Source organism: Acinetobacter sp. FDAARGOS_559, assembly GCF_003940475.1.
Taxonomy (GTDB): domain Bacteria; phylum Pseudomonadota; class Gammaproteobacteria; order Pseudomonadales; family Moraxellaceae; genus Acinetobacter; species Acinetobacter baumannii.
On record NZ_RKJG01000005.1, the window covers coordinates 2,301,532 to 2,315,774 of the forward strand.

Consider the following 14,243-nt stretch of genomic DNA (forward strand, 5'->3'; position numbering starts at 1 on the left):
CCACAATAATGTTATGTTATAACATAACTATTGATCAAGTTTTTATTCCAGTTTTATCTAAGCCAAATCACTTAGTCTTTGAAAAAGTTGCTTTTATAGTCCCTGACAAATTGAGGTTCTATAGTGATGGTCTGGCCCCCATGCTCTAAAACCTTGACTATCAATATGGATTTGTCCTGAAGCATAAACACCCAGTCCCATATTAAACGCTTGGCCTTTAGTCGCCCAGAACTGACAAAGCTTGGTTTTAGTTTGTTGAATATTGAACTGGTCTAAGTCGCTAGGCTGTTCTGGCCCAATTCTAAAATCAAGTGCTGCATTAAAGACATGTCGAGAAGCATCAGCACCACCTGCACAGCGGTTTAAAGCTAAAGCTCGATAGACCGAAGTCACTTCAAAATCGTTAATTACGCCATCATCAACCAATGCCTTTAATATATTGAGCGTCGGAACAATGTTGGACCAAACCTCGCGTGGTGGCACTGCGTAAGGCTCAACTCCACATTTTTGCCAGTCTCGGGCTGAACGTAATAACTCGTGGTCTGGAACTAAATCGGCAAGTCCTTTTTGCTTAAGAAATTGCTTATAAGCTTGTACAGACTGTCTGTGATCTGAAGTTGCAATCCAAACGATATAATCTTCAGGCTGTTGTTTGATTTTAACCCCAGTTTTAGATGGTTGAGGCAAAGAGGGAGAGCGATGAGTAATCGTCGGCTGGGGTGTTTGAGTACTACAAGCCGCCAAAGATAATACGAGTAAACCTAAATAACGCTTCATAAATATATTCTATCTTCCCTAAACATCTGGAAGCCTTTAATCACTTAATTTCAGAAATGTTATAATATAACAATTATTAAATCCTTTAATTTCTGTTGTAAATTTTAAAAAATAAAAAAGGACGTATTTATACGTCCTCTTTAGCTTCTATCTAAGACCTAATTACATATCGGCTTCTAAAGCATGTACAGGCTGCTCAGCTTTTAATTTACGGCGTTTAAATTGATAAGCCACCATCAAACACAGAATCCATCCTGGAATCATCATAACTGCCACACGCATGTCTGGCGTTAAAGACATCACAACTAAAATTCCAAGCATGAATGCCATGCAAAGATAGTTGCTAAATGGATACATGAAGCTTGGGAATTTAGTCGTTTGACCTTGGCGTTGCATAAATTTACGGAATTTTAAATGTGTCCATGAAATCACAACCCAGTTAATCACAATCGCTGCTACGACAAGCATCATGAGTAAACCGAATGCTTTTTCAGGGAATATATAATTGAGTAAAACACACAATACCGTCACAAATGCAGAGACTAGAACCGCATTGGTTGGAATACCTCGTTTATTAATACGGGCAAGAGCTTTCGGGGCATTACCTTGTTGGGCAAGACCTAAAAGCATACGGCTGCTGCAATAGCTGGTTCCGTTATAGACGGAAACTGCAGCTGTCAAAATAACGAAATTTAATAATGTCGCAACACCTTGGCTATCTAAAGAAGCAAAGACCATCACAAAAGGACTGCCACCTTCTGCCATTTGATTCCACGGAAATAATGAGAATAAAACAAAAAGTGTCGCAATATAGAAAATCAAAATACGATAGATAATCTGGTTTACAGCTTTAGGTAAAGTTTTGTCTGGATCACGCGCTTCAGCAGCAGTAATACCGAAAAGCTCAATACCGCCAAAAGCAAAAATAATCACAGCCATAGCCATAACCAAGCCTTCAATACCAAATGGGAAGAAACCACCTAATGCCCAAAGGTTAGAAATACTGGCCTGAGGCCCTGCTGTGCCGGTTGCAAGTAAATATGAACCGAAACCGATCATGGCTAAAATTGCTAAAATTTTGACAATGGAAAACCAAAATTCCATTTCGCCAAAAAACTTAACATGCAGTAAATTGATACCATTAATGAGAATAAAGAACGTTAGAGCAGATGCCCACGTTGGGATTTGCGGCCACCAATATTGAATATAAAGACCAATTGCACTTAACTCTGCCATACACACAAGTACATTGAGTACCCAGTAATTCCATCCTGACATGAAGCCTGCAAAAGGTCCCCAATATTTGTAAGCGAAGTGGCTAAAAGACCCACTTACAGGTTCTTCTACGACCATTTCACCGAGCTGGCGCATCATTAAAAAAGCAATAAATCCTGCAATCGCATAACCCAAGATTACCGATGGACCTGCCAATTTAATCGATTGTGATATACCAAGAAACAGCCCTGTACCAATCGCTCCACCCAACGCAATCAGCTGGATGTGACGATTACTCAAACCATGTTTCAGGTTTCCTTGCTCTTGTGTTGACATATGATTATTCTCATCCTTGTCACGTAATTTTTTTCCAATAAATTACGTATATCATAAATTGATCGGATTTTCATAGAGATTGATGAAAAAATAATTGCGTTACTTTTCTCACAACCGCGCATGAAAACAGAAAATGCAAGAAATAACAATTATTATGCAATGTGTAATTAAATTATGTATTGCGTAATTTTATGAATTCAGTATTATAAGAACCATGAAGTAATTGGTTGTTCTCGGTCTCTATCAAACTCATAAGTAAAAAGATGATCTAAATAACGGTTAAAACTTATTGAGTAGCTCAGTCCCTAGACCGAACTTTTATTTGTATAAGACGCGAGATGAAGACAAGGAAGCGAAAATGGAACAAAAACTAAACTCTTTTATTGAAGTTTCACCTCAATCTGATTTCACTATTCATAATTTGCCTTATGGTATTTTTAGTAGAACAGCCGAAGGCGAGCGTCAGGTCGGTGTAGCTATCGGTGATTGGGTCATTGATCTCGCTGCTCTTGAAAAGCATGGTCTTTTAAAACTTTCAGATCAAGACACATACTTTAACCAGCCTACACTGAATAAATTTATTGAATCGGGCAAAGCCAATTGGTCTAAAGTTCGTAAAACGCTACAGTCTCTTCTTTCAGTTGATAATTTAACGCTTCAAGAAAATGAAGCATTGCGCCAAGAAGTTTTGGTTAAGCAAGACAGTGTTACTTTGCATTTACCACTTCAAGTATCTGGTTATACCGATTTCTATTCTTCTAAAGAACATGCAACCAATGTAGGCTGTATGTTCCGCGACCCTAAAAATGCCTTACTTCCAAACTGGACTGAATTGCCTGTTGGTTACAATGGTCGTGCTAGCTCTGTTGTAGTCAGTGGCACTCAAGTCGTGCGTCCATCTGGACAAATTAAACTTCCAAATGAAGAGCGTCCAGTTTTCTCAGCTACGCGTAAACTCGATTTCGAACTTGAGACTGCATTTATTGTGGGGAAACCAACTCAATTAGGTCAACCAATCGCCATTGAAGATGCATGGGATCATATTTTTGGCATGGTTCTGCTAAACGACTGGTCAGCACGTGATATCCAACAATGGGAATATGTTCCACTTGGCCCTTTTAACGCTAAAACATTTGCAAGTTCGATTTCTCCTTGGGTCGTCACACTTGAAGCTCTTGAGCCATTTAAAGTTGAAGGTCCGAAACAAGAACCGAAGCCACTTGCTTATTTACAAGAAAATATCGCCAATACTTACGATATTAATTTAAGTGTTGAAATCCAAAGCCCGAAATCAGCACAACCTGATGTGATCTGCCGTACTAATTTTAAATATATGTATTGGTCTATGGCTCAGCAGCTAACTCACCACACCATTGGAGGCTGTAACGTTCAGGTTGGTGATTTAATGGGTTCAGGTACTATCTCAGGTTCTACACCAGATTCGTATGGTAGCTTGCTTGAGTTGACTTGGAACACCACTAAGCCTCTAACACTTGCGAATGGTGAAACTCGTGGTTTCTTGCAAGACGGCGACACACTCATCATGAAAGGCCACTGTGAGAAAAATGGTATTCGCATTGGTTTTGGTGAAGTCCGAAATACGGTACTTCCTGCATTAACTTTTGATTTTGCAGAAACTTCGGAGCCTAATTATGAAGCTGTATAGTTACTTTCGTAGCTCTGCAGCTTACAGAGTACGGATTGGTCTCAACCTTAAAAGTCTCGCTTATGAAACTGTACCCGTTCATTTAGTTAAAAATGAGCAGCAAAGCGAAGACTATTTAAAGTTAAATCGCAGTGCCTTAGTACCAACTTTAGTGGACGGCGATTTAACCCTGTCACAGTCATTAAGTATTTTGGAATATCTGAATGAACAATATCCTGAAACCAAATTACTTCCAAATGATGTGAAAGAGAGAGCCAAAATCCGTGCTTTTGCACAGGCGATTGCCTGTGATATTCACCCGTTAAATAACTTACGCGTGCTGAAATATTTAAAAAATGATTTAAATGTTTCGGACGAACAAAAAAATTACTGGTATCAGCACTGGATTCTTGAAGGCTTTCAAACACTCGAACAGCAACTTCAAGATTCAAATGGACAATTTTGCTTTGGACAACACGCAACCATTGCCGACTGCTGCCTAATTCCACAGGTTTACAACGCGAAACGCTTCAAGATTGATTTGTCGGCGTTTCCAAAAATTGAATCAATTTATCAACATTGTTTGTCTATCCCAGCCTTCTATAACGCGGCGCCAGAACAACAACCAGATTGGGAATAGTAAAAAGGAGTTTCAACATGACATTTGCCATTAAAAAAATACATCACGTTGCATATCGTTGTAAGGATGCGAAAGAAACTGTTGAGTGGTATAAAAAAATGCTCAATATGGATTTCATTTTAGCTTTTGCTGAAGACCATGTGCCATCAACTAAAGCCTTTGACCCTTACATGCATCTATTCTTAGATGCAGGTCAAGGCAACGTTTTAGCATTTTTTGAATTGCCAACCCAACCAGAAATGGGCCGTGATGAAAATACGCCTCAATGGGTGCAACATATTGCCTTTGAAGTTGAAGATTTAAATGCCCTTTTAGCTGCCAAAAAACATTTGGAAGATAACGGTGTTAAAGTGTTAGGTATTACTAACCATGGTATCTTCCACTCAATTTATTTCTTTGACCCAAATGGACATCGTTTAGAACTGACTTATAACGATGCACATGCTGAAGAAAAAATTGCAAAAATTACTGAAGAAATGAAAACTGAAATGTTAGAGGAATGGAGCAAAACCAAACGCGCTCCACACCATACTCATTTCTTGCATGAAGAAGAATTAGGCGCGTAATTCTTTCAAAGCAATCGTTTTAAAAGTCGGCATTGATGGGAATAGTTTGAATGAACTGTTCTATATCAATGCCGATTTATATTGTTTAAATCTACTAAACCTCTATCAATTTACGCTATAAATGTAAGATGAAGGTGTTTGTAAAAATTGTGGATTATTAAACATGTGAATTTCGCTAATAGAAAAAGGTGATTTCTATTTTTCTATAGGCTCAGGCATGATGTAAAACGCAACAATGCCAATTTATGTTCTGAACAAAACTGTTTAACTGTTGAAGTAAATCGATTAAGGGTATTTAAATGATTGAAGAAAAAATATCTGGGGGGGTTCAATCACTTGAAGTTGGCTTATCCGTACTAAATGCCCTTTTAGAGCACAATCAACCCATTATTCTCAAAGACTTATCTAGTAAGCTTGAGATGCATCCTGCCAAAGTACACCGCTACTTGGTGAGCCTAATTCGCATGGATTACGCCAAACAACTTGAAGATGGCCAATATGCCTTAGGTGATCAAGCATGGCGTTTAGGCTTAAACTGCATTCAGCACAGCGATACTTTACAGTTAGTACAACATTTAATTTACGACTTACAAAGCAAAATTGGCTGTGGTATTCAAATTAGTAAGTGGTCACCCAAAGGCCCTGTCGTGGTTCAATCGATTGAATCTAACCACCCAATTTCGATTGTGACCAAAGTCGGCTCAATTATGCCTTTAGTCAATTCTGCTGCAGGACGTTTATTTGCTTCTTACCTTCCTGAGCATTTTGTTCGTCCTTTATTAGAAACTGAGTGGCAAAAACATCAGGAACTTGGGCTAAACATTGCGCCACATAACTGGGAAGAATTTTTAGAACTTAAAGAGACGATCCGCCAACAACAAATGTCTGCGGCGAAAGGTGATTTACTTACCGGTATTAACGCAGTAGGCCTGCCAGTATTTAACTCAAACCAAGGGATTGAGTTTTGTATTGTGGCGCTTGATAGCGAAATGTTTTTACCTGTTGACCCACAAAGTAAAATTATTGAAACACTTAAAAATGAGATTAATTCAATTAATCAATATATTAAAAGCCGCTAATCAATAGCCATAAAAAAACCAAGAGCAATGCTCTTGGTTTTTTTAGATTAGAGACAAAGCAAAACTTATTTTGCTTCGAGCACACCACGGCGAATCTGGTCACGTTCAATCGATTCAAACAATGCCTTGAAGTTACCTTCACCGAAACCGTCGTCATCTTTACGTTGAATAAATTCGAAGAAGACTGGCCCAATCATATTTTCAGAGAAGATTTGTAATAAAAGCTTCTTCTGGCCATCTTTAGTACTGCCGTCTAATAAAATACCGCGTTGTTTTAACTCTTCAGTTGGTTCACCATGTTCAGGTAAACGCTCTTCAAGCATTTCATAATACGTATTTGGCGGTGGTGTCATAAACTTAAGACCAAGGCCTTTTAACTTATCCCAAGTCGAAATTAAGTCATCACAAATAAACGCGATATGCTGAATACCTTCGCCATTAAAATCAGCTAAGAATTCTGCAATTTGGCCGTTACCCTTGTCTGAGTCTTCATTTAAAGGAATACGAATCATGCCATCTGGTGCAGTTAATGCTTTAGAGGTTAAACCTGTATATTCACCTTTAATGTCGAAATAACGAATTTCCTGGAAGTTGAAAATCTTCTCGTAGAAGTTTGCCCAATATTCCATACGTCCTTTGTAGACGTTATGAGTTAAGTGGTCGATTTCTTTTAAACCCGCACCTTCAGGGTTACGCTGCGCATCATCAAAGAAAACAAAGTCATTTTCATAAATATCGCGGTCAACTAAGAAGATTGGCATACCACCAATACCTTTAATTGCCGGAATGTTAAGCTCCATTGGCCCAACTTTTGAGTACATTGGTTCTGCACCAAGTTCAACCGCCTTTTTAAAAGCTTTTGCTGCATCACGAGTTTTGAATCCCATCGCACAAGCAGATGGACCATGCTCATTAAAAAAGAATGAAGCATAAGATTCTGGCTGATAATTCAGGATAATATTGATATTTCCTTGACGCCATAAGTACGCTTTTTTCGATTTATGCTTGGCTACTTTTGAAAAGCCGATTGTTTCAAAAATTGGATCTAATTCATTTTCTTTTGAAACAAACTCAATAAATGCAAAACCGCATAATTCTAATGGGTTCTCTAAAATATCCATCTAGTTTCCCTCTGGTAATTACCTGATCCGTTTACTTCTCATGCTGATCTGGTCAGCTCCTTTCTCTATAGAATACGCATTTGCTGGGAGTATGTTTGAACCGTCAAAATGCCTTAGCCCAACGCATCCTATGAGAAAAAAACCAATAACTAAAACGAAGATTGAGTGAGCGCAAAGCCGATGATTAATTTCCTTTCTATACGGTGTTTGTTTTCCATACACACTGTCCTTTCTTATCTAAAAGTACGATTGAGATTTTTCAATAAACCTTTAAAAATCGTCTTTTCCTAAAGTTATTCCTAGATTTATGGAGGCCAACATCCTTGTTGGACCTCCAATGGCCATTTACCTTAAAACAGATGCTACTAAAAACAATTAAATTATGCAATACATAATTTAATTATGAATTGTGTAATTTATTAATCAAATTACTCTGTTTGCTTGTGCTTGTTTTAGATTTCATATTTTTAAATCATTGGGTACACTCACATGGCTTTTAAAGTTCTAAGGGCGGAAAAATCATGCTTTTAATCAGTGCCTGTTTAATTGGAGAGCCTGTACGCTACGATGGACGCTCTTGCTCACACACTACACTTAAGCAGCTATTTTTAAATAAAAAAGCGCATGCACTTTGTCCAGAGTTATTAGGTGGTTTTACTACTCCAAGGTTACCCGCAGAAATTGTGGGAGGAACAGGACAAGATGTACTTGATGGCAAGGCAAAAATCCTAGATTCATCTGGTTTAGATGTGACTGAGCTATATTTAAAAGGCGCCTATCGTACTTTAGACATTGCACGGCAAATACAAGCAACCTGTGTTGTTTTAAAAGAAAACAGTCCGTCTTGCGGTAGTCAAAAAATTTATAACGGTACTTTCCAAGGCGAGAAGATTACGGGTGTTGGGATTACCACAGCACTGTTACAGCGCCATGGTTTTGAAGTGATTTCTGAAAATGAGATTGAAGAATGGTTAACAGCACACCCTCTTTAAGGTTGTGTTGATCTACCTAATCAAAAACCTCTTAATTGCTTTCTAAAACGAAAACAGAAGGCACTCAATACACAAGCTACTAAATAGCTTATGGCTGCCATACTCCAGAAACCATAAATTCCCATTGCAGATATAGAGTGACTTCCCCAGTGCAGCCCCTTATAAGCCATCCACCAACCACCGCCCAATCCGAAACATAGCACCACGACTAAAAAAATCAGCATGGGTAAAATCGACACATCCCAACAACGCAACAAAGAGGTTAGTAATGTCATTAAGCCATCGAGAAAATGAGACATGCAGACAATCAAGAGCAGTGATGCAGCCAAAATCTGTACAGCCAAATCATCTGAATAGAACGTGACAATTAAGCCCCTCTCCACCCATAAACACAAGGATAAACTGCCACTCACTGCCATAATGACCCATATACTTTGTCTGGCAATTTTGTCTGCTTCTTTCATGTTGCCGCTGCCCATAGTTCTTGACACCAAAATGCTATAAGCCGAGGCAATTGATGAAGGAAAAATAAACATGAAACCGCCAGTGCTCGCGACAATTTGATGGGCTGCAGACACCACACTCCCGAAAGGCAAAATCAGAATAGCAACTGAACAAAATGCAATAACGTCCATCAATGCCATGATCGCTGTGGGTATCCCTATTTTTAAAATCATACGCAGACTTTGCCAGCTATCTTCAACTGACCGTTCTGGATGTTCAATAAAGATGTACTTTTTCTCTAGAAAAAACAGGTAATAAACGGTCAATATAAACCACCGTACAATGATAGTGGCTAACAACGCCCCTATCGCCCCGAGTGGCGGAATTGAAAATAAAGCGACACCATAAATCAGAAGATAAGACAAAATAATTTTAAGAATGAAGAAAAGACTATCTGATAATAAAACCTTATAAGCATTTTCAGTGACCTGAGACAAAGCTGTAAATAAGCGCATCAGTAAATGGGCAGGTAAAATAAATACCAAAGCCCAAATACAGTTTTTAGTAATTAAAACGACATGTTCAGATGCACCAAATAATTTTGGTAGATCACGGAACAAGTAAAGCAAGGCAATACTTACCAATGCCGAACCTAACATCAGCCAAACGCCTTGGATAAAAATTTGACGAATACGTGGTATGTCATGGCAACCATAAGCTTCCGAGAGCTTAAGCATCACACCTTGCAGTATCCCCATTCCAATGACATAAACCACTGTATATAAAGATAAGGTCACCGATAAGGCGGCAACATGGTCATTACTAAAATGCCCTACATAAGCAATATCAATCAATCCACTTAAAACTACAATTAAATTGCTAGAGAGCATGGGAATAAATAATTTAAAAATCTGGTTCATCAAAAAAATGCCTTATTTTTTTCTTTGCGATTTATGTCGATATTCACGTTATTTTTAGTGCATCAATTCGAAGCAAAAGACATACCAGTTTTAAATTCAGCTCAAATAAAAAGTGCTTTAAATAAAAAGACCAAACTATCTGTTTGGCCTTCTTTTGTCATGTATGTTGTTTATACAGTTATTCTTGTTTGTGTTTACTTGCCCAATAAGTCGCAAGTGCAGGACCCGAAATATTATGCCAAAGGCTGAAAATAGCACTTGGTACCGCTGTAATCGGGGAAGCCGCAAAATGCACTGCTGCAAGCGCCACGCCTAAGCCTGAGTTTTGCATTCCTACTTCTACCGCAATTGCTTTACTGTCCGCATAAGGCAATTTAAAGAAACGCGCTGCGGCAAAACCTAATAAATATCCAAGCCCATTATGCAATATCACTACCGCCAAAATGAGCAAACCCGACTGTAAAATAGCTGCTTTACTGCCACCAATAATGGCTGCCACAATCGCTACAATTGCAATCACTGAAACTAATGGCATGACTTGAATATAGGATTCAACCTGACGTTTAAGCCAAGTTCGCAAAATCAGCCCAATCACAATCGGAAGTAGTACAACCTGCAAAATCGAAATAAACATCGAAGCCGCGTCAATCTTTAGCCATTGGCTAGCAAGTAGATAGAAAATTGCAGGTGTTAACACAGGAGCCAAGAGTGTTGATACCGAGGTACAGGCGACCGATAAAGCCACATTGCCTTTGGCCATATAGGTAATGACATTTGAAGCTGTTCCTCCTGGGCAACAACCGACTAAAATAACGCCGACCGCAATTTCAGGAGGTAAATTAAATAATTTACATAAAATAAATGCCAAGCCCGGCATCACCACAAACTGCGCGACAACCCCAATTAACACAGCTTTAGGGCTTTGTAGTACCCCTTTAAAATCATCAACGGTCATGGTCATTCCCATGCCAAGCATAATAATGCCCAAAATCCATGGGATGTACGCTTTGAGCCAAACAAAAAATTCAGGTTGCCATAGCGCCAGAGCTGCAAAAATAATTACCCATAGGGCAAACGTCTTTTGAACAAACTGAGTAAAACGGAGTAATGCAGACATACTGTTCATCCATACCAAATCGCAATTAAAGTCCAAGCATCAAAATCAGTATCTCTAGCATTCATTCAACAGATCAGTCGATTGAATACGGATAACACCTTGTTGCTGCATAGTTTGCCACGCTTGTTCTAATGAACCATTAAGATCAATACCTTTGCACGCATCTTCAATTACTAAAGTTTTAAAGCCTTGCTTAACCGCATCTAAAGCAGTCCATGCGACACAAAAGTCTGTAGCAATTCCAACCACATAGACCGTATCAATACCACGTTCTTTTAAATATCCCGTTAAACCTGTCATTGTGGTGTGGTCAGCTTCCATAAAAGCCGAGTAACTATCAATATGAGCATGAAAACCTTTTCGGATAATCAGTTGAGCTGTCGGGATATTTAAATCCGGATGAAATTCGGCATCATGAGTGCCTTGTATACAATGCTTAGGCCAAAGCACCTGTGATCCATAATCCAGTTCAATCGTTTCAAATGGCTGCTTGCCCGGATGGTTGGCTGCAAAAGAAATATGATTATCCGGATGCCAGTCTTGAGTGAGGACTACATTTTCAAAACAACCTGCCAATTGGTTAATGGTTGGAATAATCGTATCGGCGTCGGCAACTGCTAGGTTTCCACCAGGGGTAAAACCATTTTGCACGTCAACTACGACTAAAGCCGAATTTTGTGGTTGTTTATTCATTTTCATGCCATCTTAAGACCCATTCGGGAAAAATATGCATTTTATCTTGCCATAAAAAAGACCGTGTTAAGTAGAGGTTGGAAGAATTGCACTATATTCTCATTTTTACTGTCTTTTACTTGAAATGATCAAATTGGCATTCTATGTTTTGCTCAAGTTTACATAGGGTTTATCAGTCAAGCATATTGTTCTTATGCGTCTGATCAGTCATAATTTGCATAATTGTCATTCAACAATCTGTTATTGTTAGAACTGGACAATCAAAATACTGCAACCATCCCACATTTTGTTTTTCTTACCTCAGATTCGGATGGATAAATAGGATATTTTTTAAAATGACTCAGCAAGCACAGACCATTCAAGGCTCAATCGTCGCAATCGTCACTCCCATGTTGAAAGATGGCGGTGTAGATTGGAAGAGTCTTGAGAAGCTGGTTGAGTGGCACATAGAACAAGGTACAAACAGTATTGTAGCCGTCGGTACAACCGGCGAAGCCTCAACATTGAGCATGGAAGAGCACACACAGGTTATTAAAGAAATTATTCGTGTAGCCAACAAACGTATTCCAATTATTGCCGGTACTGGTGCAAACTCAACCCGTGAAGCAATCGAATTAACTAAAGCTGCCAAAGACCTTGGCGCAGATGCAGCTTTACTTGTAACCCCATACTATAACAAGCCGACTCAAGAAGGCCTTTACCAACACTATAAAGCGATTGCTGAAGCTGTTGAATTACCGCTTATTCTTTACAACGTACCTGGTCGTACAGGTGTAGATTTGTCAAACGATACAGCTGTTCGTTTAGCGGAAATTCCAAATATTGTCGGCATTAAAGATGCAACAGGTGACGTACCACGCGGTAAAGCTTTAATTGATGCTTTAAACGGCAAGATGGCTGTGTACTCAGGTGACGATGAAACTGCATGGGAACTTATGCTTCTTGGCGCAGACGGTAATATCTCGGTTACTGCAAACATTGCACCTAAAGCAATGAGCGAAGTATGTGCGGTTGCAATTGCAAAAGATGAGCAACAAGCAAAGACGCTTAACAATAAGATTGCAAATTTACACAATATTCTATTTTGCGAATCAAACCCAATTCCTGTGAAATGGGCACTACATGAGATGGGACTGATTGATACTGGTATTCGTTTACCACTCACTCCTCTCGCTGAGCAATATCGCGAACCTCTCCGCAATGCCCTAAAAGATGCGGGAATTATTTAATAAGAGCAATTTATGATGCAATTACGTCTTGGTTTAGTCCTTGCAGTTTCAGCCTTAAGTTTAGCTGGCTGTGGTCGCTTCGCACTCAATAATCACTCTTTAGATTATAAAAATGCAAAGCAACTCGCCCCACTTGAGTACCCTGCCGATGCAACTGTACGACCAGCGACACCTTTGTATCCTGCACCAACAGTAGACCAGCTTGCTATCGATCACGCACCGAAGTTTGAAAACAAGCGTGGCAATCGTTTTGCATTGCCACGTCCTGAACCACTTCAAACTGATACGACAGCAGATGCATCTGCTCAAACAGGTAGTGCGCTTGGTCGCCCTCAACTTGTGACAGATGGTAATAAAAATCCACTGTTAAAAATTGATGGAAGTACTGCCGAGATTTGGCAATACACCAAAGCTACGTTAAGCACGTTAAATTACAACGTCATCGCTCAAGGTAACAATCAAGCGACGATTAAAGTAAATGACAATACATATGTGCTTAAGCTCACAGGTGTTGGCTCTAGTCATAGCCTTGCTCTATTTAATCCAGATAACACTTTTGCCAGCCCTGATGTTGCCGCAGAAGTGTTAAACCAGATTTACCAAAATTGGCCAGCCTAGTCGTTTACTAGGCATTTTTTTTAAAAAAGGTTCCCTCATGTTAAAACAAACCTTGCTCTATACTGGTAAAGCAAAATCTGTATATGAAACAGACAATGCCGACCATCTGATTTTAGTCTTTCGTGATGATGCCTCTGCGTTCAATGGCGAAAAAATCGAACAACTAGATCGTAAAGGCAAGGTGAACAACCGTTTTAACGCCTTCATCATGGAAAAACTTGCTGAAGCGGGTATCGAAACGCATTTTGAAAAATTGCTTTCTCCAACTGAAGTTCTTGTTAAAAAACTTCAAATGATTCCTGTTGAATGTGTAATCCGTAACTATGCAGCAGGTTCTCTATGCCGTCGTTTAGGTGTAGAAGAAGGTAAAGAGTTAACTCCTCCTACATTTGAATTGTTCTACAAAGATGATGGCCTAGGCGATCCAATGGTTAACGAATCTCAAGCGATTGCTTTAGGTTGGGCAACTGCTGAACAGTTAGAACAAATGAAAGTGTTAACTTATAAAGTAAATGATGTATTAAAAGCATTATTTGCTGAAGGCAACATGATTTTGGTGGACTTCAAACTTGAATTTGGTGTTTTCCATGATCGTATCGTACTTGGTGACGAATTCTCTCCAGACGGTTGCCGTTTATGGGACAAAGATACTAAGAAAAAACTCGACAAAGACCGTTTCCGTCAAGGCTTAGGCGGTGTTGTTGAAGCTTATGAAGAAGTTGCTGCTCGTTTAGGCGTAGATTTATCTGACATCTAATCAGCTCAACTTTATAAAAAACCGAGCATTTCAGCTCGGTTTTTTTATTTTCAGCACCCTAGAATTTAGGAAAAGTAGACAGATTTGTATATTT

General features: G+C 39.1%; 14 protein-coding genes. 8 read left to right on the forward strand and 6 right to left on the reverse strand.

The window, feature by feature from the left end; genetic code table 11:
* Positions 1-93 precede the first annotated feature (93 nt).
* Both EGS71_RS12550 and EGS71_RS12555 read right to left on the reverse strand, forming a co-directional pair.
* Positions 94-777, reverse strand: coding sequence for a YcbK family protein (locus EGS71_RS12550; protein ID WP_000833238.1), 684 nt, complete (start codon positions 775-777; stop codon positions 94-96).
* A 162-nt stretch (positions 778-939) separates the two neighbouring features.
* Positions 940-2,328, reverse strand: a complete 1,389-nt coding sequence (locus tag EGS71_RS12555) for an amino acid permease (protein ID WP_000107090.1) — start codon at positions 2,326-2,328, stop codon at positions 940-942.
* A gap of 358 nt (positions 2,329-2,686) precedes the next feature.
* Between EGS71_RS12555 and fahA the strand changes: the two genes are divergently transcribed.
* The 4 genes from fahA to EGS71_RS12575 all read left to right on the forward strand — a co-directional run bounded on the left by fahA (position 2,687) and on the right by EGS71_RS12575 (position 6,258).
* Positions 2,687-3,994 (forward strand): fumarylacetoacetase, encoded by a 1,308-nt coding sequence (gene fahA / locus EGS71_RS12560; protein WP_000435858.1) that lies wholly within the window; start codon positions 2,687-2,689, stop codon positions 3,992-3,994.
* The gene (maiA, locus tag EGS71_RS12565; RefSeq protein WP_000781243.1) at positions 3,981-4,613 is read left to right on the forward strand and encodes a maleylacetoacetate isomerase; all 633 of its coding nucleotides are present in this window, start codon (positions 3,981-3,983) and stop codon (positions 4,611-4,613) included. Before fahA ends, maiA begins: the two co-directional genes overlap by 14 nt.
* 17 nt (positions 4,614-4,630) lie before the next feature.
* Positions 4,631-5,179, forward strand: a complete 549-nt coding sequence (locus EGS71_RS12570; RefSeq protein ID WP_000141645.1) for a VOC family protein — start codon at positions 4,631-4,633, stop codon at positions 5,177-5,179.
* A 299-nt stretch (positions 5,180-5,478) separates the two neighbouring features.
* Positions 5,479-6,258 carry an IclR family transcriptional regulator gene (locus EGS71_RS12575; protein ID WP_000568800.1) on the forward strand — a complete coding sequence of 260 codons (780 nt, stop codon included), beginning with the start codon at positions 5,479-5,481 and terminating at the stop codon, positions 6,256-6,258.
* A 65-nt stretch (positions 6,259-6,323) separates the two neighbouring features.
* Here the strand turns inward: EGS71_RS12575 and hppD are convergent, their stop codons facing one another.
* Positions 6,324-7,379, reverse strand: coding sequence for a 4-hydroxyphenylpyruvate dioxygenase (gene hppD / locus EGS71_RS12580; RefSeq protein ID WP_000353163.1), 1,056 nt, complete (start codon positions 7,377-7,379; stop codon positions 6,324-6,326).
* Between the two features lie 521 nt (positions 7,380-7,900).
* Here hppD and EGS71_RS12585 point away from each other — a divergent pair.
* The gene (locus tag EGS71_RS12585; protein ID WP_000924626.1) at positions 7,901-8,371 is read left to right on the forward strand and encodes a DUF523 domain-containing protein; all 471 of its coding nucleotides are present in this window, start codon (positions 7,901-7,903) and stop codon (positions 8,369-8,371) included.
* Between the two features lie 20 nt (positions 8,372-8,391).
* Here EGS71_RS12585 and EGS71_RS12590 read toward each other — a convergent pair whose 3' ends face one another.
* From EGS71_RS12590 to pncA, 3 genes are all read right to left on the reverse strand, one after another.
* Entirely contained in the window at positions 8,392-9,735 is a 1,344-nt protein-coding gene (locus tag EGS71_RS12590; RefSeq protein WP_001071755.1) for an MATE family efflux transporter, read from the reverse strand.
* 178 nt (positions 9,736-9,913) lie between these two features.
* On the reverse strand, positions 9,914-10,852 hold the full coding sequence (locus EGS71_RS12595; RefSeq protein ID WP_001275071.1) for a bile acid:sodium symporter family protein: 939 nt from the start codon (positions 10,850-10,852) through the stop codon (positions 9,914-9,916).
* Between the two features lie 54 nt (positions 10,853-10,906).
* Positions 10,907-11,551, reverse strand: a complete 645-nt coding sequence (pncA, locus tag EGS71_RS12600) for a bifunctional nicotinamidase/pyrazinamidase (protein ID WP_000783437.1) — start codon at positions 11,549-11,551, stop codon at positions 10,907-10,909.
* A 329-nt stretch (positions 11,552-11,880) separates the two neighbouring features.
* Here pncA and dapA point away from each other — a divergent pair, with 329 nt between their 5' ends.
* The 3 genes from dapA to purC are packed head-to-tail and all read left to right on the forward strand — an operon-like array spanning position 11,881 to position 14,149.
* Complete coding sequence (dapA, locus tag EGS71_RS12605) at positions 11,881-12,774, forward strand: 4-hydroxy-tetrahydrodipicolinate synthase (protein WP_000193600.1); 894 nt, start codon at positions 11,881-11,883, stop codon at positions 12,772-12,774.
* A 15-nt stretch (positions 12,775-12,789) separates the two neighbouring features.
* Complete coding sequence (locus tag EGS71_RS12610) at positions 12,790-13,392, forward strand: hypothetical protein (RefSeq protein ID WP_001177091.1); 603 nt, start codon at positions 12,790-12,792, stop codon at positions 13,390-13,392.
* Positions 13,393-13,429: 37 nt separating this feature from the next.
* Positions 13,430-14,149, forward strand: a complete 720-nt coding sequence (gene purC, locus EGS71_RS12615; RefSeq protein ID WP_000917863.1) for a phosphoribosylaminoimidazolesuccinocarboxamide synthase — start codon at positions 13,430-13,432, stop codon at positions 14,147-14,149.
* Positions 14,150-14,243: the final 94 nt, after the last annotated feature.